Raw genomic sequence first — 21,416 nt, 5'->3', positions numbered from 1 at the left:
TCCATACTTTTGCGCACAGATTGTTCATAATTTGAGATATGCTATATTATATTAAGAAATATCCGGTATCGCTGACAGTAATACTTGCTGTAATCTATTTGTCGTTCTTCAAACCGCCTGCTACCGAGCTGGGCACTATCCCTAATCTTGACAAGGTGGTACATATTTGTATGTATTTCGGTATGTCGGGCATGTTATGGTTGGAGTTCTTGAGGGCGCATAGGAGAGACCGTACTCCTATATGGCACGCATGGTTGGGAGCGTTTGTCTGCCCGGTATTGTTTAGCGGGGCGGTGGAACTTTTGCAGGAGTATTGCACTACCTACCGTGGCGGCGATTGGCTGGATTTTGCAGCCAATACCACGGGGGCTGTGCTGGCGTCATTGGTAGCCTATTTCGTGTTGAAACCTAAAATGATGCGCCAGTCTTAAAGATAATCCACTACCGTATTCAGTTTTATGCCGTTTGAACCTTTTATCAGGATGGTCTTTCCGCAAGGTTTATTCTTTTGGAGTTCGGCTATTAAAGCCGGAGCGTCGGGATAGGTGGGATAGGTGTGACGGGTCGCCGCGAATAGTTCACCTACCAGCGCCACGTCTTTAAAACCGTATTCTTCCAGACAGTCCACTATCTTCTGATGTTCCCCGGGACTGTCTTTCCCCAATTCACGCATATCTCCCAATATCAGCATTTTGCCTCCTGCCTGCATGTTGTGGAAATTACCGATGGCCGCCAGCATGCTTGTAGGGTTGGCATTGTAGGCATCGATAATCAGTGTGTTGTCCGCGGTCTTTTTCAGTTGCGAGCGGTTGTTTCGAGGTTCGTATTCATGCAGTGCCTTGTCTATTTTTGCCGCTTCCACTCCGAAGAAATGTCCGATAGTGATGGCTGCCAAGGCATTGGGGAAGTTATAGTCGCCAATCAGTTGGGTTTGCACTTCATGACGTTCTCCTGCTTTTCCGGCTTTCCATTCGAAAGTAAGGTAAGGAGAGTTGCCGGTGACGTGACCGTTGATATAGAGATTGTCTTCCTCTCCGTAAGTTACCGGATTCAGCCCCCATGCTATTTGGGTGAGGTAAGGATTGTCCTGATGGATAAAGATGGTGGGGTTACCCTGCCGGCGCAGATAGTCGTACAGTTCGCCTTTAGTCCGGATGACACCTTCGAAAGAGCCGAATCCTTCCAAATGCGCTTTTCCTACATTGGTGATAATTCCATAATCGGGTTCGGCTATTTCCACCAGTTCCTTAATGTCGCCGGGATGGCTGGCGCCCATTTCCACTACACCGAGTTCGTGCTCTGCTTTCAGGCGGAGAAGGGTGAGCGGCACGCCGATCGGGTTATTCAGATTTCCCAGCGTGTACAGTATGTTGTACTTTTGGGACAATACGGCGGATATAAGTTCTTTTGTTGTGGTTTTACCATTGGTTCCTGTAATGCCGATGATGCGCGTGCCCAGTTGGCGGCGGTGATAATTGGCAAGCTGTTGCAGGGTGCGAAGGCAATTGTCCACTAATATGTAATGTGTGTCTCCGGCAGGAACATAGGCGGCTTCGTCCACGACGGCATAGGCGCTTCCCGTTTCCAGCGCTTTGGAGGCAAAGGCATTGCCGTTGAACGTATCGCCTTTCAAGGCGATAAACAGTGAGCCTTCCGGACAGTTGCGGCTGTCGGTGGTTACGCCGGTACAGCTAAGAAATATCTGATAAAGAGCAGTTATATCCATGGTTTCCCCTTCTTTTGAAGTACGGTTGAAAAATCTGTTTATACGGCTGCAAAGATATGGTTTAATTTGCTACATTGCATGGGGCGGCGTGGAAAAAAAAGACTGTTATATTTCCTTAGCCTTTTAGCGGCAAAGTTAATAGGAAGCGGCAACCGTTGGTGTAGTCGGGGTCGAGCACCAGGCTTCCACCCATCTTTTCTGCGCAGATACGCCCTATGGGCAGTCCCAGACCGGTGCCTTGCACGAAAGTATCCACTTTGGCAAACCGTTCGAATACGAATTCCTGCTTATCGGCGGAAATTCCTGTTCCGGTATCCGATACACTGAAAATAATGCGCCGCCGCTCTTTGTCCGTATGCCATTCAAGAAGAATATGTCCGTTCGTGGTGAACTTCGTTGCATTTTTCAGTAAATGTGAGAGTATCTGGCTGACACGCTCCGGATTGGTATGAAAATGGAATTCGCTTTGTTCGGCCTGCAATTCGAGACTGACTCCCGGCTTCAGGTCTTGCCGGGCTTTGGTTATACATTTCCGGCATAACTCTGTGGCGTCGGCCATGATATGGGTCGGAATTTCCGTTCCGCTGTCTAAACTCGAAATGTCCAGCACGTCTTCTACCAATTGCAGCAGGTTGTTACTGCCTTGCTCTATGATTCCGGCATATTCCTGCGCTTCCGTACTGTCACCGCTGATGCTGCTTAATATTTGGGAGAAACCTACAATGGAATTTAACGGGGTACGAATCTCATGGCTCATATTCTGTATGAACTCGGTTTTCATCATGCTCGCTTTCTCGGCACGCTCTTTGGCGACGAGCAGTTCCTGTTCGGAGATGAGCAATTGTTTGTTCTTTTCGGAGACGGCTTTTTGCGATGCCCTGAGTTTTCCGTTGAGCAGATGTTCACGATAGAAAAATATGGCGCCGAGAACCAACAATACAACAAGCAGGATGATGATGCGCTGTTTGTTGGCTAAATCCCGTTGTTGGGCTTCTTGCTGAAGTTCTGCTTTCTCGATGTTGAGTTTCTCCACTCCTAATATGGCCGAGAATTCTCCGGCGGCGATATCTTCGTAAATCCGGTTCGCGGAATCTGTTTTCTGGATATACGCCTGATAATACTCTACTGCTTTGGCATTATTTCCCATTTCCTGATAGATGATTGCCGTGTTCCGCAAGGCGTCTCCCCGATTGATTTTGTCCATATAGTTTTGAGAGATATACTCTTGAACGGATAATGCTTTGGAATATTGGCGTGTGGCCATATAATAATTCCTTTCATTCAGATAATAATCGCTTGCCATCCGTTTCACTTCTTTCTTCTCGTCCAACAGCTTTTTGGCTTTTTGCAAGCATCCTTTCATTTGGGGATAGTCCTTAAGGGCCTGGTAATAATCGGCGGATCTCAAATAAAAATAGAACTCCTGCGAATCGCTGTATATGTTTTCCTTGGCCTTGTCCAGTTTTTCTTTGGCTTTCTCCATTTCTCCCAGGGAACAATAGAAAGAGGCCAGTAAGGAATAAGTGTTTGATAAATTATAGGTGTCTATTTTATATTTCAGGATTATCTCGATTTCCTTTTCCCGATTCTCGGCTGCCAATTTGAAAAGCCTTTTGACTTGATAGATGGAGCTTAATATATTATAGGCGTTTGCCATGCCGGCGGGGTAGTTGTCCGCTTCGGCTTGCTTCATCATTTTATCGGCTTCGTAAAGAGCGGTATTGTATTGCTGCTGTTTGATGTGGTAGTTGATAAGTCTTTTGCTCCAGGCAAAGTAGTAGTATTTGGGTTGCCGGGTTTCTGTGGCAAACTGCTTCACAAGTTCCACATAGTATAAAATACTGTCTTTGTCGGTACCTCGAAAGTAATGGTAATCCAGTTTGTTGGTCAGGGCTACTGCCTGCATACGCAAATCATGCTTTTCGCCAGCCATTTGGAACAGCGTGTCAGCCATCTGCATAATGACGGGGGACGATATTTCGGCTTTGCAACGGAGATAGTATTTGTATAAAATACTGTCTACACGGTATTCTTCCATCGCGTTTTTCTGTTGTCCCCAAACCGATACGTTATGTGGCATAAGCAGGAAATGCAAAATGCAGAATAACGTGGGAAAAATATATTTTGAACTTACCTTCATGATAAATACTTGTATATTCTAAACAAAGATACTTTATTTTTTGGACTTGGTGTACCAGCAACGCCTTTTTTGTTTACATTTGCAGATATATAAGTAAAAAAGAACTGTCCATGAAAGCTCTGCAATCCAAATATATAAATGTCAATGGTTTCTTGTTAGACCTTTCCTCTCCCTGCGTCATGGGAATTCTTAATGTCACTCCCGATTCTTTTTATGCAGGCAGCCGTATGCAGACGGAAATCGACATAACACACCGCATAGAACAGATAGTGGGCGAGGGAGCCGGTATTATTGATGTCGGCGCTTACTCTTCGCGCCCCAATGCGGAGAATGTGTCGCCTGCGGAAGAGATGGAACGTTTGCGTATGGGGCTGGGTATTCTAAGAAAGGTGCAGCCCGACGCCGTTGTTTCGGTAGATACCTTTAGGGCGGATGTGGCAAGGATGTGCGTTGAGGAGTACGGTGTGGCAATCATTAATGACATAGCCGCCGGAGAAATGGACGGTGATATGTTCCGTACGGTTGCCGACTTGAATGTTCCTTATATCATGATGCATATGCAGGGCACGCCGCAAAATATGCAGCAAAACCCTCATTATGATAATTTACTGAAAGAGGTGTTTATGTACTTTGCCCGCAAGGTTCAGCAGCTGCGCGATTTAGGAGTAAAGGATATTATATTGGATCCGGGATTCGGCTTTGGCAAGACTGTTGAACATAATTACGAGTTGCTGGCCCATCTGGAAGAGTTCCGTATTTTTGAACTTCCCTTGCTGGCCGGCGTTTCCCGTAAGTCTATGATTTATCGCTTGTTGGGAACTACTCCGCAAGAGGCGCTGAACGGTACAACCGTATTGGATACCATTTGTTTATTGAAGGGTGCCGATATCCTTCGCGTGCACGATGTGCGCGAAGCGGTGGAAACGGTGAAAATCGTTGAGGCTATGAAGAAAGAGGGTGCAAAGCCTATGGAATGAGAATTGATAGCTGATTAGTTAATACTTAATATTTAGAGAACCGTGTTTTTTGAATTTGGCATAAAAGACTTTATAGATATATTGCTGGTGGCTTTCCTGCTTTACTATACGTACAAGCTGATGAAAGCTTCCGGGTCCATCAACGTGTTTACGGGTATTCTGGTATTTATCTTGATTTGGCTGGTGGTTTCGCAGGTGTTGGAGATGAAACTGCTGGGTTCTATTTTTGATAAGCTGGTCAGTGTAGGAGTGTTAGCGCTGATTATTTTGTTTCAGGACGAAATACGGCGTTTTCTGCTTACGCTCGGTTCGCATCAACATGCCAGTGCACTGGTGCGTTTCTTTACGGGAAACAAGAAGGAGAGTATGGAGCACGATGAAATTATGCCCGTTGTAATGGCTTGCATCAGTATGGGCAAGCAGAAAGTCGGTGCGTTGATTGTCATTGAACATAATATGCCGTTGGACGATGTGGTGCGTACGGGCGAAATTATCAATGCCAATATAAACCAGCGTTTGATAGAGAATATCTTTTTCAAGAATAGTCCGTTGCACGACGGGGCTATGGTTATCAGCAAGAAACGTATCAAGGCGGCGGGATGCATCCTTCCTGTATCGCACAATCTGGATATTCCGAAAGAATTGGGCTTGCGGCATCGTGCTGCCATGGGAATCTCTCAGGTATCGGACGCTCATGCCATCATTGTGTCAGAGGAGACAGGGGCCATTTCGGTTGCCTATAAAGGGCAGTTCTATCTGCGTTTGAACGCGGAAGAACTGGAGAGTCTTTTGACAAAAGATATTTAAATGGATTGACTTTGTTTTGCTGATTTATAACAATCTGATAATCAATAGTAATTGTATAAAGCAGTCTCTGTCGTATACTGAGATACCCTAAGTGTGCGACAGAGGTACCCTAAGTATGCGACTGAGGCTATCTCGATATGCGGCTTATTTCCCAAGATTCTCTCTCTGTAAAGATAAGTAACTTATAATTCATAATTTATAACTGGATAAAATGGATGGACGAAACTTTTTACGAACCGGCGGGATGACCGCTCCGGACGGGGCGGATAACAAATCCGCTGTCGCTGCTGCCATCAATCATTTTGGTGTGACGGAAGCCGATTTAAGGAAAGTAATGGCGACTGCTTTGGAAAAAGGCGGGGATTACGCAGACCTTTATTTTGAGCATACGTTCAATAACAATGTGAGTTTGATGGATGGTAAGGTAAACAATTGCGGCTCCAACATAGATTTTGGTATGGGAGTGCGCGTACTGGCCGGAGATAGGAGCGGTTATGCGTACGTAGAAGGTGTTACTTTGGAAGAAATGTTGCGTGCCGCACGCACTGCCGCCCGTATTGCGTCTTCGGGTAAGGCGGGTGTGCCTGTTGGGCTGACGGAGCGGACGATATCTCAAAACCGTTATGCTGTGACGATTCCCTGGGAAGACGTAAGCGTAAAAGAAAAGATTCCTTATCTGGAAAAGCTGAATGAGAAAATCTTTTCTTTGGATAGTCGCGTTCGGAAGGTGCAGGCATACTTGCAGGACAGTACGTCGCATGTGCTGTTTTGTAATTCGGAAGGTATCAGCTATTACGATTACCGCCCGATGGCGTCTTTCATGGCCGTTTGTATCATGGAAGAAAACGGAAAAATGGAGAACGGTTATGCCGGCAGGTCTTATCGCAGAGGCTTTGAGTTTATGACAGATGATATTATAGACGTGATTGCCCGTGAGGTAGTAGACCGAACAGCCATTCTGTTTAAAGCCATCAAACCTAAAGGTGGTGAAATGCCTGTTGTAATGGGCGCGGGCGGTTCGGGAATCTTGTTGCACGAGGCTATCGGCCACGCTTTTGAGGCGGACTTCAACCGTAAGGACATATCTATATTTTCCGGTCAGCTGAATAAGAAAGTGTGCAGCGAGCATATCAATGTGGTGGACGACGGTACGATTCCCTTTAACCGCGGTGCTGTGAATTTTGACGATGAAGGTGTGGAGGGACAGAAAACGTACATCGTCCGGGAAGGCGTGCTCACCAGCTACCTGCACGACCGTATCAGTGCCAGACATTACGGCGTGAACCCCACCGGAAACGGTCGCCGCGATACATTCCGCAACGTACCTATTCCCCGTATGCGCGCTACGTATATGGAAGCCGGCAATATGAAAGAAGCGGATATTATTTCTACGGTGAAGAACGGTATTTTCGTAGATACGTTTACGAATGGGCAGGTTCAGATTGGGGCCGGTGACTTTACGTTCTTTGTGAAGTCCGGTTACTTGATTGAGGACGGAAAGCTGACGCAGCCCGTTAAGGATATCAATATCATAGGCAATGGGCCGAAAGCATTGGCGGACATCACGATGGTAGCCGACAATGATAGGATTGACAATGGTACATGGACCTGTGGTAAAGACGGGCAGTCTTGCCCGGTGACGTGCGGTATGCCGTCGGCGCTGGTCAGCAAACTCACCGTAGGAGGGGAAAACTAAATACTAACGGATAATTGATAACTGATAATGTTTCTTTGGCTATCAGCTATCCACAGTCAACTAAGAATATGATTACAGACAATAATAAAAAACTGGCGCAGTGGGCAATGGATTATGCCTTGAAAAACGGATGCCGGGCAGTGAAGTTGGCGCTGTACTCCAACTCCAACGCTTCATTTGAATTACGCGATGGCAAAATGGACAGATTGCAGCAAGCCTCGGAAAGCGGGCTTAGTATCAGTTTGTATGTTGATGGCAAATACGGTTCTTATTCAACCAATCGTTTGGATAAAAAGGAACTGGAGTCGTTTATAAAGAATGGCATCGACTCTACGCGTTATCTGGCCGTGGACGAGGCGCGTATACTGCCCGATACTTCCCGTTATTATAAGGGTGGAAAACCTGATTTACAATTATTCGACGAGCGGTTCGAGACTATCAATCCGGATGATAAGGTGGCTGTCGCACGTGCCGCCGCCGAGGAGGTTTTGGGCAAAGACAACCGCGTTATATCCGTAAGCACCTCGTATGGTGACGGTGAAAACTCCTCTTACCGTTTGACGAGCAATGGTTTCGAAGGAGAGTCCAAGTCTACCTGGTTCTCAGTATCTGCCGATGTGGCATTGCGGGGAGAGGGAGAGGCGCGTCCGTCCTCTTACTGGTATGACTCGGCTTTGTTTTACGATGAACTGGTGAAGTCGGGTATAGGCGCAACGGCCTTGGAACGCGCACTGCGCAAACTCGGACAAAAGAAGGTGGCTTCCGGCAAATATACGATGGTGGTAGATTCTGTGAATTCAAGTAGTTTGCTTCGTCCGATGCTGAGCGCGCTGTATGGTTCTGCGTTGCAGCAAAAGAACTCTTTCCTGCTGGATAAGCTGAATGCCAAGGTTGGTGGCGGGCTGTTGAATCTTATGGACGAGCCTCATATCATAGGAGCAAGGGGCGCACGTTATTTCGACAGCGAAGGAGTGGCTACGGAGCCACGCCCTATCTTTGAAAGCGGAGTGCTGAAAACATACTTCATCGACACTTACAATTCCCGGAAGATGGGAGTGGAACCTACTGTTGGCTCTCCTTCCTTATTGGTACTCAAACCGGGAAACAAAGATTTGAACGGTTTGGTGGCGGATGTGCGGAAAGGCATTCTGGTTACCGGATTCAATGGCGGTAACTGTAACAGCAGTTCCGGAGATTTCTCGTACGGCATCGAAGGATTTCTGATTGAGAACGGCAAACCGACCCGGCCAATCAGCGAAATGAATGTCACGGGCAATATGATTACGCTTTGGGCGTCTTTATCGGCTGTGGGTAATGATCCCCGTTTGTCTTCTTCATGGCGTATTCCGTCCTTGGTATTCGAGGACGTGGACTTCAGCGGATTGTAATAACCGCTAATTCAGCATTAAACTCATGTAAGGGTGTAAGGACGATAATATCTTTTCGGTAAGTTCGCCGATAGTGAGTGCCAAGTGACTGCCCGGCAGGCGCTTGGCGCTATTCATGCACTTGCCGTTATTTAGATAGTAGTAACCGTTATTGGCGCTGATTTGCGGATCTGTAAGAGCAATGCTCATTTCCTGTTCCGGGTGCTCGGCGGCATATTGTTGCAGTACCGTTTTGGCATTGATGATGCGCGCCATACCCAATACTTGCGGGTTTTGCCCTGCCGCAGCCGGAGCGATAACTCGAATGGACGGGATATTCAGTTGTCCGCAAATGCGTTGTAGCAATAATGAGTGCATCTCAGGGGTTTCCGCAACGACTTCTCCTGCCTGCCAAGTACTGCCTGCCGGGTATACAATGGCTAATGCCGGAATTTTATCACCTTGCTTCAATATATAGACACATCCTTCCCCCAATTGTAAATCGGCAAGAATCACCCGGAAGTCTGTTTCCGTATGCTGGATGCAATAGGGACGTTCCCGTAATTTCCGGTCCAAATAGCGGTATACCTCTTCTTGATAATCATTTATCTTGTTCAGAACAACTGCTTCGTTAGCGGTAGTAACCTCTGAAGCCGTAAAGATTGTTGAGGAGTACCTGAATACGGGTGCGTAGCCCATGCCGGCATAGTACCCGAATAGCCAAGGCTCCGCCGGAATCAAGGTCGAAACGGCCATGTCATTGTGCAGCATACGGGTAAAGGCCTGCGATAATAGTTCGCGCATAGCCCCGCGATTACGATAATCGGGATGTGTACAGGCGCCCGATACGTATCCTGTCTTGATTTCGTTCTTTCCGAAAGTCATGGGATAGGGCAGCATTTGCAGGGCGGCAATCACTTCTTCACCGCTTTGAATAGCGATGTTGACGTCATTACTGTAACGCAAGCGGAAATACATATCTGTAAATTCATCGCTGTCGTTAAAACATAGCTTCCATAAATTCTTTACTTTTTCCCGCATTGTTTCACCCTTTATCATAATTGTACCATTCTGTCACCTGCCTTATTCCCTGATTTACCACTTGATAGCCTCTACCGGCTGTTCTTTTAAGCAAGCGATATATTTCTCCAGGATAATGGCGGGCTGATAGGAGAGCTTTGCTTTCCGCAGTCCTTCAATGCCCAAGTCCTCTTCCCGGTTGATGTAAATATATTGTTCCGGGATGTGGTTGGCGAATTCGTAATTAATCATGGCATAAGCGCCGTCTATACGGGTGTCGGCCTTTTCTACATGCACTCCGAATGTGTCCTGGTTGATAGGCATGCCGAATGTAAAAGCCGCAATCTTGCCCTCTACATGGAGAATGCCGCCCGTCAGTCCTAACGCGTCAAAGTTATGCAGGGCGTATATCAATGCGCGACGTTCGTTGCCTGTACCTTCATGCTGGTCGCAGTTGTTGACTTTGCACCATTCCGCTTCCAAATCGAGGCACTCTTGAATACGGTCGGCTGTAATAGGAGTATATTCGTAATTATAAGTCTTTTTGAATTTGTTGATATGATTCCGTTTGGCCTGAAACTTTTTGCCGGACAAGGTGGCGAGGTCAGAGCGCAGATATACGTAATCGGCGTAATCCCTGTCCGCTGTGAAGTGGAACCTGCCGGGCATGAAAGTTTCCAGTTCGGAACACATTCCGGCGCAGATCCCCAACAGGCAAAAAGGCTCTCCCTCCTGATTGGCATCCTCTATCAGCGCGTCCAGCACTTTGTTTAAATCGCCGTTACCGATAGGCATCATATATACAAGTTCTCCGTCTGCCCAGAATTTCAATAACAGGAAACCGTCCATAATGGCAAACTTAGTGTTGTATAAGAAACGCCAACTGCACAGGTTGGAGAATGAAAGGTCGCAGTTACGTCGCGGACTGTTCAGAGTAAAGGAAGTAATCAGGTCTTTGTCTTTTAGTTCGATATCTTTAAATGGAATCATAAATAATTTCTATTGGTTAAGAATATAATAACAAAAATAAGAAGATTTTGTTAGAGTAACCCTAACAATCGTAAAATAGTTGGGGTTAACAAGGCCGTAAATATTCCGTTAAGCGTCAGTCCGAGGCTGGCAAACGCACCGTATTTGCTGCTGATGTCCATTGCTGTGGACGTGCCGACAGCATGGGCGGCTGCCCCTAAGGAAAGTCCTTGCGCCATGGGGCTCCCGATATGGGTGAGTTTCATTGTCTTGAAGCCAAGTATTCCGCCCAACAGACCTACGCAAACCACTACGGCGGCGGTCAGTGCGGGAATGCCGCCTATTGATTTCGTAACTTCCATGGCTATCGGGGTGGTAACGGATTTTGGAGCCAGCGAGTAAATAATCTCGTCGGAAGCTCCCATCAGTTTCGCTATCAGGACTACGGAGATAACTCCTACAATACATCCGGCCAATTGTGAAAGCAGGATAGGCAGCAATTGTTTTTTGATGGTCTCCAATTGCAGATACAAAGGAACGCCCAGTGCGACGACGGCCGGTTTGAGCCAGAATTCAATCAGATGTCCGCCTTTGTTATAAGTGTCATAACTGATATTTGTCATTTTCAGGAAAATGATAAGTATGGCGATAGTGAGCAAGATGGGGTTCAGCAACATGATTCCTGTCTTCTTTTGAAGAAGCTTGGCTAAGAAGAATATCCCGAAAGTAATAGCCAGCAGGAAGAATTCGTTTTCTAAAAAGTTCATTTGATTTTACGTGTTAATTGGTGAACCCATCCGGTAACCACGAGTACCAACAGGGTGCTGACTAATGAGGCGATGACAATAGGCCAGAATTCGGCGGCGATAATGTCGAAATAGAGCATGAGGGCTACACCGGGCGGAATGAAGAAGAATCCCAGGTTAGCAACTAAAAAGTCGGACATTCCCTGCACCCAGTGCAGTTTTATCCAACCCAACTTTAAGAAAAGGGTGAGCAGCAGCATGCCGATGATGCTGGACGGAAGTTTGATACCCGTTAAGAATACAATCAATTCACCCAAAGCCAAACATCCGAAAAGGATGGCGCATTGACGGATCATAATACCTGATTATTAAATAATACCTACCTGTTGAAAACATTGAAAACGCTGCAAAGTTAGCTATTTGGAGTGAGGAACTATCCCGTAAATCATCTGTTAGTGTTAAATATTATAATAATTCTCATTTGATGTAGAAAAAGCCTCGAAATTGCAATGTGTATATTGCAAAATTATGTACTTTTGCGGCGTGAATAACACGAACTACCGATTCTTATACACAATTAAAATATCATGCAAAGATTAATTAATGAAATTTTAGAGCGTGCGAAAGCCGATCGTCAACGCATTGTTCTTCCTGAAGGTACGGAAGAACGCACATTGAAAGCTGCCAATCAAATTTTGACAGATGGTATTGCAGACCTGATTCTTTTGGGCAATCCTGCTGAAATCAACGCTTGTGCAACGGAGTGGGGACTTGGAAATATTTCCAAGGCGACCATTATCGATCCGGAAAACAATCCGAGATTGGAAGAATACGCACAGTTGCTGTTCGAGTTACGTAAGAAAAAAGGCATGACCATTGAAGAAGCTCGTAAGCTGGCAACCAATCCGCTTTATCTGGGCTGTTTGATTATCAAGAACGGTGATGCGGACGGTCAGTTGGCCGGTGCGCGCAATACTACCGGCGATGTGCTTCGTCCGGCTTTGCAGATTATCAAGACGGCTCCCGGCATTACTTGTGTTTCCGGTGCGATGCTGTTGCTGACGCATGCTCCCGAATATGGTAAGAATGGTATTCTGGTAATGGGTGATGTTGCCGTAACTCCGGTTCCCGATGCTTCTCAATTGGCTCAAATCGCTGTTTGTACTGCACGTACGGCTAAGGCTGTCGCAGGTCTGGACCCGAAAGTGGCGCTGTTGAGTTTCTCTACGAAAGGTTCTGCAAAACACGAAGTGGTGGACAAAGTAGTGGAAGCTTTGAAGATTGCTAAAGAAATGGCTCCTGATATCGCTATCGACGGCGAATTGCAGGCTGACGCGGCGTTGGTTCCCGAAGTCGGCGCCAGCAAAGCTCCGGGTTCCGCTATCGCGGGTAATGCGAATGTACTCGTTGTTCCGAGCCTTGAAGTGGGTAATATCTCCTACAAATTGGTACAGCGCCTCGGACATGCCGATGCAGTCGGTCCGATTCTGCAAGGTATCGCACGTCCGGTAAACGACTTGTCGCGCGGCTGCTCTATCGAAGATGTTTACCGCATGATTGCGATTACTGCGAACCAGGCTATCGCCGCTAAACACACCAAATAACTTTAAATCTGATATAATATGAAAGTTTTAGTATTGAACTGCGGTAGCTCGTCCATCAAATACAAATTGTTTGATATGGACCACAAAGAGGTTATCGCTCAAGGTGGTATTGAAAAAATCGGGCTGAAAGGCTCCTTCCTGAAATTGACCTTGCCTGATGGCGAGAAAAAGATTCTGGAAAAAGACATACCGGAACACACCGTAGGTGTAGAGTTCATCCTGAATACATTGATCAGCTCCGAATACGGCGCCATCAAGTCTTTGGACGAAATCAATGCGGTAGGCCACCGTATGGTACACGGAGGTGAGAAATTCAGCGAATCCGTATTGCTGACTCAGGAAGTGCTGGACGCGTTTACCGCTTGTAATGATTTGGCTCCGCTTCACAATCCCGCCAACCTGAAGGGTGTAAATGCGGTTTCCGCCATTCTGCCTGATGTTCCGCAGATCGGTGTGTTTGATACCGCTTTCCATCAGACAATGCCTGATTATGCATATATGTATGCCGTTCCTTACGAACTGTATGAAAAATATGGCGTTCGCCGTTATGGCTTCCACGGAACCTCTCATCGTTATGTATCAAAGCGTGTGTGCGAATTCCTGGGTGTACAGCCGGAAGGAAAGAAAATCATTACCTGCCACATCGGTAACGGTGGCTCCGTTTCTGCCATTAAAGACGGCAAATGCATGGATACCAGCATGGGTCTGACTCCGTTGGAAGGTCTGATGATGGGTACTCGTAGCGGTGACATCGATGCCGGTGCCGTTACTTTCATCATGGATAAGGAAAATCTGGATGCAAACGGAGTATCCAATCTGCTGAACAAGAAGAGCGGCGTGATGGGTATTTTCGGTGAGTCAAGCGATATGCGCGACTTGGAGAATGCCGTAGCTGCCGGTAATCCGAGAGCTATTCTGGCGGAAAAGATGTACTTCTACCGCATCAAGAAGTATGTAGGCGCTTATGCCGCTGCTTTGGGCGGTGTGGATATCATCGTATTTACGGGCGGTGTTGGCGAGAACCAGTGCAACTGCCGCAGCGAAGTATGCGAAGGCCTCGGATTTATGGGCGTCAAGGTCGATTTGGAAAAGAACAAGGTTCGCGGTGAAGAAGCTGTAATCTCCACAGACGATTCTAAGGTGAAGGTAGTGGTTATCCCGACCGATGAAGAACTGATGATTGCTTCTGACACAATGGCTATCTTGAGCAAATAACAGTATTGTAATAAGGACTTGATACGAGTGCCGGAAACAGTCTTGACTGTTTCCGGCACTTTCTTTTTCATAACATCGTCATATGTGAATGATTTAAAATTCTTATCTTTGTTTCCCTATAAAGGAAAAACACTGACATTACAGATAATTTTAAATAGAACAGTTTATGAAACGATTAATGTATGTATTGCTCTTTGTATTGCTGACGGGCGTATCCTATGCGCAGCAGGCAAAGTATGTATTCTATTTCATCGGTGATGGAATGGGAGTGAACCAGGTGAACGGTACGGAGATGTACCTGGCTGAACAAGAAGGACGTATCGGTGTAAAACCGCTTTTGTTTACGACCTTCCCGGTTGGTACCGTGGCTACGACTTTTTCCGCCACTAATTCCGTGACCGACTCTTCAGCGGCCGGTACGGCTCTTGCCACCGGTGCAAAGACATACAATGGGGCTATCGGTATGGACGATGATAAAAACGTCTTGCAGACAGTTGCCGAGAAAGCCAAGAAGTCCGGTAAGAAAGTAGGTGTCACTACCAGTGTCAGCGTAGACCACGCTACTCCGGCGGCGTTCTACGCTCACCAGCCCAACCGTAGCATGTATTACGAAATCGCGCTCGACTTGCCGAAAGCCGGTTTTGACTTTTATGCGGGCGGCGGCTTCCTGAAGCCTGCTACGACTGCCGATAAGAAAGAAGCGCCGAGTATCTTCCCCATTATGGAAGAAGCGGGTTATACGATTGCCCGCGGCCTGGACGAATACAAGACCAAAGCAGCGGATGCGAAGAAGATGATACTTATCCAGAAAGAGGGTGCCGTTCCATCTTGCCTTCCTTATGCTATTGACCGTGAAGAAGGCGACCTTACCTTACCGGAAATAACGGAAAGCGCCATTTCGTTCCTGACAAAAGGAAACAATAAAGGTTTCTTCCTTATGGTAGAAGGCGGCAAAATAGACTGGGCTTGCCACGGTAATGACCCTGCCACCGTTTTTGAAGAAGTTATCGATTTGGACAATGCGGTAAAGGTCGCCTATGAGTTCTACAAGAAGCACCCGAAAGAAACTCTGATTGTCGTAACCGCCGACCACGAAACCGGTGGCCTGGGTCTGGGCATCGGAAAGTATGAATTGCACTTGAAATCCCTGTTGAATCAGAAACAATCCCAAGACCTTCTTTCCAAAGCGATTACCGACTTGCGTAAAGAGAAATCCGGTAAGGCTTCATGGGATGAGGTAAAGGCGTTACTTGCCGATAAAATGGGCTTCTGGAAAGAGCTGCCTTTAACCTGGGAACAGGAAAAGATGCTTCGTGATGAATATGAAACGTCTTTCGTAAAGAACAAGATTGTTTTCGAGGAGAGCCTTTATGCCAAGACCGAGCCGTTGGCCGCCGCTGCCAAAAAGGTAATGAGCCAGATAGCCATGGTGGGATGGACCAGTTCCAGCCATACAGCCGGTTATGTTCCTGTTTTTGCAATAGGTGCGGGCTCCGGGCTGTTTGTCGGCAAGATGGATAATACGGAAATTCCGAAACGCATTGCCAAAGCTGCCGGATATAAATGAGAAAAAGGGTCAGATAATAGAAATAGGGTGTCAAAACTATGATTGACACCCTATTTTCATTCTATCTCTTTTTTGATGATCTCATCCATTTCTTTAATGAGTTTTTTCCGTTCTTTGGCGGATTTTACTTTTTGCTCTTTATAGCCGAGGTCTGTCCGTTCGGAAACTTCCTCGCTCCATTCTTCAAATTTATTCTCTGCCGGGCGGCCGTTCGGGTCTATGTTCTCTTCGGCAATCGAATCGTTTCTGTAAATCATATCATCCATAACGCTTTTGTTTTTTTAATGGTTATGATGATACTACAAGATACCGGGCAAAAAGTTCCGGCTTTTTGTCCTTTTTCGTAATCATTTATAAGAATAAACGATTCTTGAAAGTCGAGATGGATGGTTTATAGTTTGGTCTCTCCTTCGATAAACTCCTCCAGGAAAAGATTCTCACCGTCGAATACGGCATAAGAGAAATAATTTATCCAGTCGCCGAGGATAAGGACACGGGCGGTGGCGCTCAACATCAAATCCAGTTCGATGTGCCGGTGACCGTAGATGAAGAAGTTGATGTTCGGGTGGCTTTTCAGGTAATCTTTGGTATAGAGTACCAGATGCTCATTGTTCTCGCCCATGTAGTCGGGCTCTTTCCCGTCTGTTCTTTTCAGACGGCTGTGCTTGGCCCACGTCAGTCCGAGCTCTACGCTCCAACGGGGATGCAGGGCGGAGAACAGAGTTTGAAGCGTACGGCTGTGGAACATGGTACGCAGCAGCTTGAATTTTTTATCCGGATCGCCCAGTCCGTCGCCATGGGCCAGGTAGAATTCTTTTCCGTAGATTTCCGTAGTGAGAGGCTCGCGGTGAATGATGATCCCGCATTCTTTAGTCAGATAATCTCCGCACCAGATGTCGTGATTGCCGGTGAAGAAGTGTACTTCCACGCCCATATCCGTCAGTTCGGACAACTTGCCGAGAAAGCGGGTGTAACCTTTGGGTACGACCGTACGGAATTCGTACCAGAAGTCGAACATGTCGCCCAGCAAATATACGGCAGCCGCCTTATGTTTGATACTGTCGAGGAAGTTGACTAACCGTCGTTCCTGTGTCCGTCCGTGCTCGATGGCCCGTGAACCCAGGTGTGCGTCTGATAGGAAATATACGTTCTTCATTTATACACAGTTCCGTTATTCGTTAGAGAAAACCCAATTCCAGTTTGGCTTCTTCGCTCATCATGTCCTTGTCCCATTCGGGTTCGAATACCAGGTTGATGGTGGCGGAATTCACTCCGTCTATCGATTCTATCTTCTGGCGGACATCCTCCATGATGAAGTCTGCGGCGGGGCAGTTGGGAGCCGTCAGGGTCATGTCGATGGTTGCGTCGCCGCTGTCGGCAACATCTATTTTGTAGATGAGCCCCAGGTCGTACACATTTACCGGAATCTCCGGGTCGAATACGGTTTTCAGCATGGCAACTATTTTCTCTTCTATTTCAAATTTGGTCATATTCGTACGGTTTGTTGGTTTAGCGAAGCAAATCTAAAGATTTTAATTGAAACTACAAAGAATGTACACACTACATTACAGCGCTCCTTCGTCATTAAAACTGTAATATCTGCCGTCTGTGACTATAACGTGGTCAATCAGGCGGATGTTCATGGTTTGCGCGCCTTTCTGTATGAACTGCGTCAGCCGGCGGTCGTTCATGCTGGGATGCGGGTTTCCCGAAGGATGGTTGTGTATCAGCGCAATCTGTGTGGCGCGTTGTAGCAATGCTTCGCGCAGGATGCTTCTTACATCGGCGCTGGTTTGGTCGATGCCGCCCCGGCTGATTCGTACCTTATCGATGACACGGGAAGCCTGGTTGAGCAGGAGCACCCAAAATTCTTCTATGGTGAGGTCGCACAACAGCGGATGGAAGATTTCGTAGATGTCGTTGGACGAGTGTATCACGGCGCGTTCCGGATGCTCTTGCTGTCTTCTGCGTTTACCCAGTTCGAGGGCGGCCATGATGGCGATGCTTTTGGCGGGTCCGAGACCTTTGAAGCGGGAGAAGTCGCGTACTTCCCATTTCCCTAATTGGTTCAGGTCGTTGTTGCAGCAGGCAAGTGTCCGCTGCATCAGTGCTACGGCGCTCTCTTCGGTGTTTCCCGAGCCGATAAGTATGGCCAGCAGCTCTGCGTCGCTCAGGGCTTCCGCGCCTTTCAGCATCATTTTCTCCCGCGGACGGTCTTCGGCTGCCCACCGGTTGATTGTTAATTTCTCCATGCCTTTTCTTCTTACCGCCTGCAGCTCCTTCACTGCCCGTTATTTATAAAAGTTCTTTTTGAATGCCTCAAACTCGTCTTTACCGAGTATGCAGCGGTTCCACCAGGCACGCCAGAAACCGGTTCCGTATCCGATAAGCTGGATGAAAGATGCGGCGATGGAATAGATGCCGATGCGCAGGCTCTTGTTCCGGATAGCGGAATCCGTGCAGACAAGTAACGCATACAATGCGATCGGAAGCAGGCTGTACGGACAGAAGAGCGCGCCTGCCAGCAGTACGGCTACTCCTAATGTGAATACGGCTGGTAGCAGGTGAACTATTTTTAGAGATTCGGGATATTTCTTGTAGAGGTTGATGCGGGCAATGCCGGAGTTGTGTACCTGCTTGAAGAACTTCTTCAAGTCCGTCCGCCGTTTATGATATACCCATGCTCCGGGAAATAGCCTGCATTGATATCCGCCTTTGAAGATGCGGATGCTGAAATCGATGTCTTCTCCGAAACGCATCCGTGAAAAGCCGCCGAGCGTTTCGTAAACCTCACGGCGTACGCCCATATTGAAGCTTCGCGGATAGAACTTGTCCATCTTCTTCTTCCCGCCGCGGATGCCGCCGGTAGTGAAGAACGAAGTCATGGAGTAGTTGATGGCTTTCTGTATATCGGTAAACGATGCATGCGCCCGGTCCGGTCCGCCAAAAGCGTCGGCGGGGGCTTTCCGCAACTCTTCTTCCACCGCCGCAAAATAGCCTTCGGGAAGGATGCAGTCGGAGTCGAGTATAATCAGGTATTCCCCCCGGCTGCGTTCGGCGCCGTAATTGCGCGTTTGCCCCGGCCCGGAATTGGGTTTGGCGTAATAATGGATATCCAGCATGTTCTGATAACGGTCTGCGATGTCCTTGCAAGGAACGGAAGAGCCGTCCTCTGCAATGATGACTTCAAAATCCTTAAAGCTTTGCCGGGTAAGGCTTTGCAGGAGTTCGTCCACTTCATCGGGGCGGTTGTATACGGGGATGATAACGGAGTATCGCATATCTCTGTGTCTTTTTCTTTATCGGGTTGCGGAAGTTGATGTTGCAAAGATACGCTTTTATTTGGTGATAGATAGGGGATGGTACAATAAATAACAAGAGGCCGCATCGTCAGTCATAATTCGTCAGACGGATGTCATTCTTTCGTTCAACAACTGTTGCCCGTTCGTTAGACAGCTGTCTAACGAACGGGCAACGGCTGTCTAACGAATTAGCATGTAGTATTAAAGATACTGATAAGTCCGATGGGAACGCATAAATCCTGCGAATGCCGTTATTAGGAACTAAATCCGATGGACACGACAAATTCCGGTTCCGGCATTCCTCAGGCATGTCGGTTATGGCCTTACATTGCTCGGTTCGTGGCGGCGTTTTTATCGCCATGTGCTGTAAAAAGAAAAAGCCTGTCGTGGCGAACTGTCCCGACAGGCTTCCAACTATTTAAAGAAGGAGTTTTATACTTTTACGCGACCTACGTAAGAACCGTCACGAGTATCGATTTCGATGGTTTCGCCTTCGTTGATGAACAACGGTACGCGTACTGTCGCGCCTGATTCTACTGTTGCGGGTTTCAGGGTGTTGGTAGCTGTATCGCCTTTCAATCCCGGTTCGGTGTATGTAATCTTCTGCTGAATCTTCACAGGTACGTCGGCATACAGAACCGTTTCGGTAGAAGCGTCGGATACCACGTCTACAACCATTCCTTCCAACAGGAAGTCTACGCCGTTAATCAAGTCGTGAGCGATAGGAATTTGGTCGAAAGTTTCCTGGTTCATAAACTGGTAGTTGTCGCCGTCATGATAGAGATATTGATGAGGACGACGCTCTACGCGTACGTCTTCCAGCTTTTCGCCGATGTTGAAGCGGCGTTCAAGAACATAGCCGTTGACTACATCTTTCAGCTTGGTACGCATGAAAGTATTACCTTTTCCCGGTTTTACATGCAGGAATTCGATGCAGAAATACAGTTTGCCGTCCATGCGGATGCAAGTTCCGTTTTTAATGTCTTGGGCATTAATCATACTTTTATAGTCTTTATTATTATTATGTTATTAAGATGTTTCCCTTGATTTGCGGGTGCAAAAGTAATGGAAATCGGTAAAAAACACAAAAAGTTTTGAGATAAAATGAGTTATCTCTTGGTTATTTTAGAAAAAGTCTCTATTTTTGCAGCCCGATTACGTAGAATAATAACATAAAACAAGATAAGTAATGAAAAGAACATTTCAACCTTCTAACAGAAAGAGAAAAAACAAACACGGATTCCGTGAGAGAATGGCTACAGCCAATGGTCGTAGAGTATTGGCCGCACGTCGTGCCAAAGGCAGAAAGAAACTGACTGTTTCTGACGAATACAACGGAGTGAAGGCGTAAGTCATTCCTTTTGATAGAGAAATAAGAAAGCCGCAAAGGACTGGTGACAGTGTTTTGCGGCTTTTCTTTTGTGAAACTTTCAAGAAAACATCATTGCAATGCGCCTAAATTGCATTATCTTTGCAACAAAAGCGAAGATAAACCGCACCTCGGCATAAAAAATGAACAAGTTCTTTTATTCTGCTCTCTGTTTGCATTATCTTTGCACCAAATTGTAGTGATTATGACTATAAAGGAATTTTTTTCTTTCCGGCAGAACAAATACTTCTGGATAAACGTCATGGCAATGATTGTTGTGGTAGCCTTGTTGCTGTTCGGAACTTTAAAAGGAATAGATATATATACCCGCCACGGTGAGGCTGTGGTAGTACCTGATGTGAAGGGCATGACGGTAGCGGAAGCCGGAACGGTGTTCGGTAACCGGGGGCTGGCCTGTGTCGTTTCCGATTCCACTTACGTCAAGGACAAACCTGCCGGCTGCATTTGGGACTATAATCCGGCCGCCGGACAAAAGGTGAAAGAAGGCCGCATCATTTATCTGACAATCAATGCCATCAATATACCTTTGCAGGCTGTTCCCGATGTGGCGGATAACAGTTCCTTGCGTCAGGCCGAAGCGCGTATTCTGGCTTCGGGCTTCAAGCTGAACGACATCGAATACATGGCAGGTGAAAAGGACTGGGTATATGGCGTGAAGTATCAGGGGCGCATGCTCGCCATCGATGAAAAAGTGCCTATGGGCGCAACGCTGACTTTGATGGTGGGCAATGGTGACAGAGAGGTACTGGAAAGCGATTCTTTGTCCGCGAATAACGGAACGGAGACTCAGGAGCCGGTTGGTTCCGAAGGTTCTGCGGCCGATGAGTCTTGGTTTTGAATTTAACGCAGGTAGGTGTACGGGAATGAAGCTGTCTTTAATTCTTAAAAAG

General features: G+C 47.0%; 22 protein-coding genes. 10 read left to right on the top strand and 12 right to left on the bottom strand.

From position 1 onward, the window contains the following. Positions 1–38 precede the first annotated feature (38 nt). Positions 39–431: a VanZ family protein gene (locus BHV73_RS00450; RefSeq protein WP_009121822.1), complete on the top strand. Its 393-nt coding sequence runs from the start codon at positions 39–41 to the stop codon at positions 429–431. Here the strand turns inward: BHV73_RS00450 and BHV73_RS00445 are convergent. Beyond that, complete coding sequence (locus tag BHV73_RS00445) at positions 428–1,726, bottom strand: UDP-N-acetylmuramoyl-tripeptide--D-alanyl-D-alanine ligase (protein WP_286735896.1); 1,299 nt, start codon at positions 1,724–1,726, stop codon at positions 428–430. The genes BHV73_RS00450 and BHV73_RS00445 overlap by 4 nt on opposite strands. A 115-nt stretch (positions 1,727–1,841) precedes the next feature. Further along, complete coding sequence (locus BHV73_RS00440; RefSeq protein WP_229097151.1) at positions 1,842–3,764, bottom strand: tetratricopeptide repeat-containing sensor histidine kinase; 1,923 nt, start codon at positions 3,762–3,764, stop codon at positions 1,842–1,844. Positions 3,765–3,976: 212 nt separating this feature from the next. Here BHV73_RS00440 and folP point away from each other — a divergent pair, with 212 nt between their 5' ends. The 4 genes from folP (at position 3,977) to BHV73_RS00420 (ending at position 8,734) form a co-directional block, all read left to right on the top strand. Beyond that, positions 3,977–4,843, top strand: a complete 867-nt coding sequence (folP, locus tag BHV73_RS00435) for a dihydropteroate synthase (RefSeq protein ID WP_009121826.1) — start codon at positions 3,977–3,979, stop codon at positions 4,841–4,843. A 42-nt stretch (positions 4,844–4,885) separates the two neighbouring features. Next, complete coding sequence (cdaA, locus tag BHV73_RS00430; RefSeq protein WP_009121827.1) at positions 4,886–5,650, top strand: diadenylate cyclase CdaA; 765 nt, start codon at positions 4,886–4,888, stop codon at positions 5,648–5,650. Positions 5,651–5,861: 211 nt separating this feature from the next. Then, on the top strand, positions 5,862–7,346 hold the full coding sequence (locus BHV73_RS00425) for a TldD/PmbA family protein (protein WP_286735891.1): 1,485 nt from the start codon (positions 5,862–5,864) through the stop codon (positions 7,344–7,346). 68 nt (positions 7,347–7,414) lie between these two features. Beyond that, positions 7,415–8,734: a TldD/PmbA family protein gene (locus tag BHV73_RS00420; protein WP_286735889.1), complete on the top strand. Its 1,320-nt coding sequence runs from the start codon at positions 7,415–7,417 to the stop codon at positions 8,732–8,734. Positions 8,735–8,740: 6 nt separating this feature from the next. On the opposite strand, the gene BHV73_RS00415 is transcribed toward BHV73_RS00420, so the two are convergent. The 4 genes from BHV73_RS00415 to BHV73_RS00400 are packed head-to-tail and all read right to left on the bottom strand — an operon-like array spanning position 8,741 to position 11,804. Beyond that, complete coding sequence (locus tag BHV73_RS00415; RefSeq protein WP_286735888.1) at positions 8,741–9,754, bottom strand: GNAT family N-acetyltransferase; 1,014 nt, start codon at positions 9,752–9,754, stop codon at positions 8,741–8,743. A gap of 54 nt (positions 9,755–9,808) precedes the next feature. Next, a complete protein-coding gene (locus BHV73_RS00410; protein WP_009121831.1) occupies positions 9,809–10,723 on the bottom strand; it encodes a DUF2156 domain-containing protein in 915 nt (304 codons plus the stop codon). A 50-nt stretch (positions 10,724–10,773) separates the two neighbouring features. Further along, complete coding sequence (locus BHV73_RS00405) at positions 10,774–11,469, bottom strand: LrgB family protein (RefSeq protein WP_009121832.1); 696 nt, start codon at positions 11,467–11,469, stop codon at positions 10,774–10,776. Next, positions 11,466–11,804, bottom strand: coding sequence for a CidA/LrgA family protein (locus BHV73_RS00400; RefSeq protein WP_009121833.1), 339 nt, complete (start codon positions 11,802–11,804; stop codon positions 11,466–11,468). The genes BHV73_RS00405 and BHV73_RS00400 overlap by 4 nt, the downstream gene beginning before the upstream one ends. A 231-nt stretch (positions 11,805–12,035) precedes the next feature. Here BHV73_RS00400 and pta point away from each other — a divergent pair, with 231 nt between their 5' ends. The 3 genes from pta to BHV73_RS00385 all read left to right on the top strand — a co-directional run bounded on the left by pta (position 12,036) and on the right by BHV73_RS00385 (position 15,834). Further along, positions 12,036–13,052: a phosphate acetyltransferase gene (pta, locus tag BHV73_RS00395; RefSeq protein WP_009121834.1), complete on the top strand. Its 1,017-nt coding sequence runs from the start codon at positions 12,036–12,038 to the stop codon at positions 13,050–13,052. 18 nt (positions 13,053–13,070) lie between these two features. Further along, positions 13,071–14,267, top strand: coding sequence for an acetate kinase (locus BHV73_RS00390; protein WP_009121835.1), 1,197 nt, complete (start codon positions 13,071–13,073; stop codon positions 14,265–14,267). A 166-nt stretch (positions 14,268–14,433) separates the two neighbouring features. After that, positions 14,434–15,834 carry an alkaline phosphatase gene (locus BHV73_RS00385; protein ID WP_087426688.1) on the top strand — a complete coding sequence of 467 codons (1,401 nt, stop codon included), beginning with the start codon at positions 14,434–14,436 and terminating at the stop codon, positions 15,832–15,834. A gap of 56 nt (positions 15,835–15,890) precedes the next feature. Here BHV73_RS00385 and BHV73_RS00380 read toward each other — a convergent pair whose 3' ends face one another. The 6 genes from BHV73_RS00380 to efp form a co-directional block, all read right to left on the bottom strand. Next, entirely contained in the window at positions 15,891–16,100 is a 210-nt protein-coding gene (locus tag BHV73_RS00380; protein ID WP_009121837.1) for a hypothetical protein, read from the bottom strand. A 125-nt stretch (positions 16,101–16,225) separates the two neighbouring features. Beyond that, positions 16,226–16,990 (bottom strand): UDP-2,3-diacylglucosamine diphosphatase, encoded by a 765-nt coding sequence (locus BHV73_RS00375; RefSeq protein WP_087413279.1) that lies wholly within the window; start codon positions 16,988–16,990, stop codon positions 16,226–16,228. Positions 16,991–17,012: 22 nt separating this feature from the next. Next, complete coding sequence (locus BHV73_RS00370) at positions 17,013–17,324, bottom strand: metal-sulfur cluster assembly factor (protein WP_009121839.1); 312 nt, start codon at positions 17,322–17,324, stop codon at positions 17,013–17,015. A gap of 75 nt (positions 17,325–17,399) precedes the next feature. After that, positions 17,400–18,086, bottom strand: a complete 687-nt coding sequence (radC, locus tag BHV73_RS00365) for a RadC family protein (RefSeq protein WP_039950718.1) — start codon at positions 18,084–18,086, stop codon at positions 17,400–17,402. A gap of 39 nt (positions 18,087–18,125) precedes the next feature. After that, positions 18,126–19,115, bottom strand: coding sequence for a glycosyltransferase family 2 protein (locus tag BHV73_RS00360; RefSeq protein ID WP_009121841.1), 990 nt, complete (start codon positions 19,113–19,115; stop codon positions 18,126–18,128). A 453-nt stretch (positions 19,116–19,568) separates the two neighbouring features. After that, on the bottom strand, positions 19,569–20,135 hold the full coding sequence (gene efp / locus BHV73_RS00355; RefSeq protein ID WP_009121842.1) for an elongation factor P: 567 nt from the start codon (positions 20,133–20,135) through the stop codon (positions 19,569–19,571). 190 nt (positions 20,136–20,325) lie between these two features. On the opposite strand from efp, the gene rpmH reads away from it, so the two are divergent. Both rpmH and BHV73_RS00345 read left to right on the top strand, forming a co-directional pair. Further along, the gene (rpmH, locus tag BHV73_RS00350) at positions 20,326–20,487 is read left to right on the top strand and encodes a 50S ribosomal protein L34 (RefSeq protein ID WP_004292199.1); all 162 of its coding nucleotides are present in this window, start codon (positions 20,326–20,328) and stop codon (positions 20,485–20,487) included. 223 nt (positions 20,488–20,710) lie between these two features. Beyond that, complete coding sequence (locus BHV73_RS00345; RefSeq protein ID WP_286735756.1) at positions 20,711–21,364, top strand: PASTA domain-containing protein; 654 nt, start codon at positions 20,711–20,713, stop codon at positions 21,362–21,364. Positions 21,365–21,416 lie beyond the last annotated feature (52 nt).

Source organism: Bacteroides sp. 44_46 (genome assembly GCF_001915465.1).
Classification (GTDB): domain Bacteria; phylum Bacteroidota; class Bacteroidia; order Bacteroidales; family Bacteroidaceae; genus Bacteroides; species Bacteroides clarus.
Note: the sequence above shows the minus strand (reverse complement) of the source record. Positions and strands in the feature narration are given on the sequence as shown.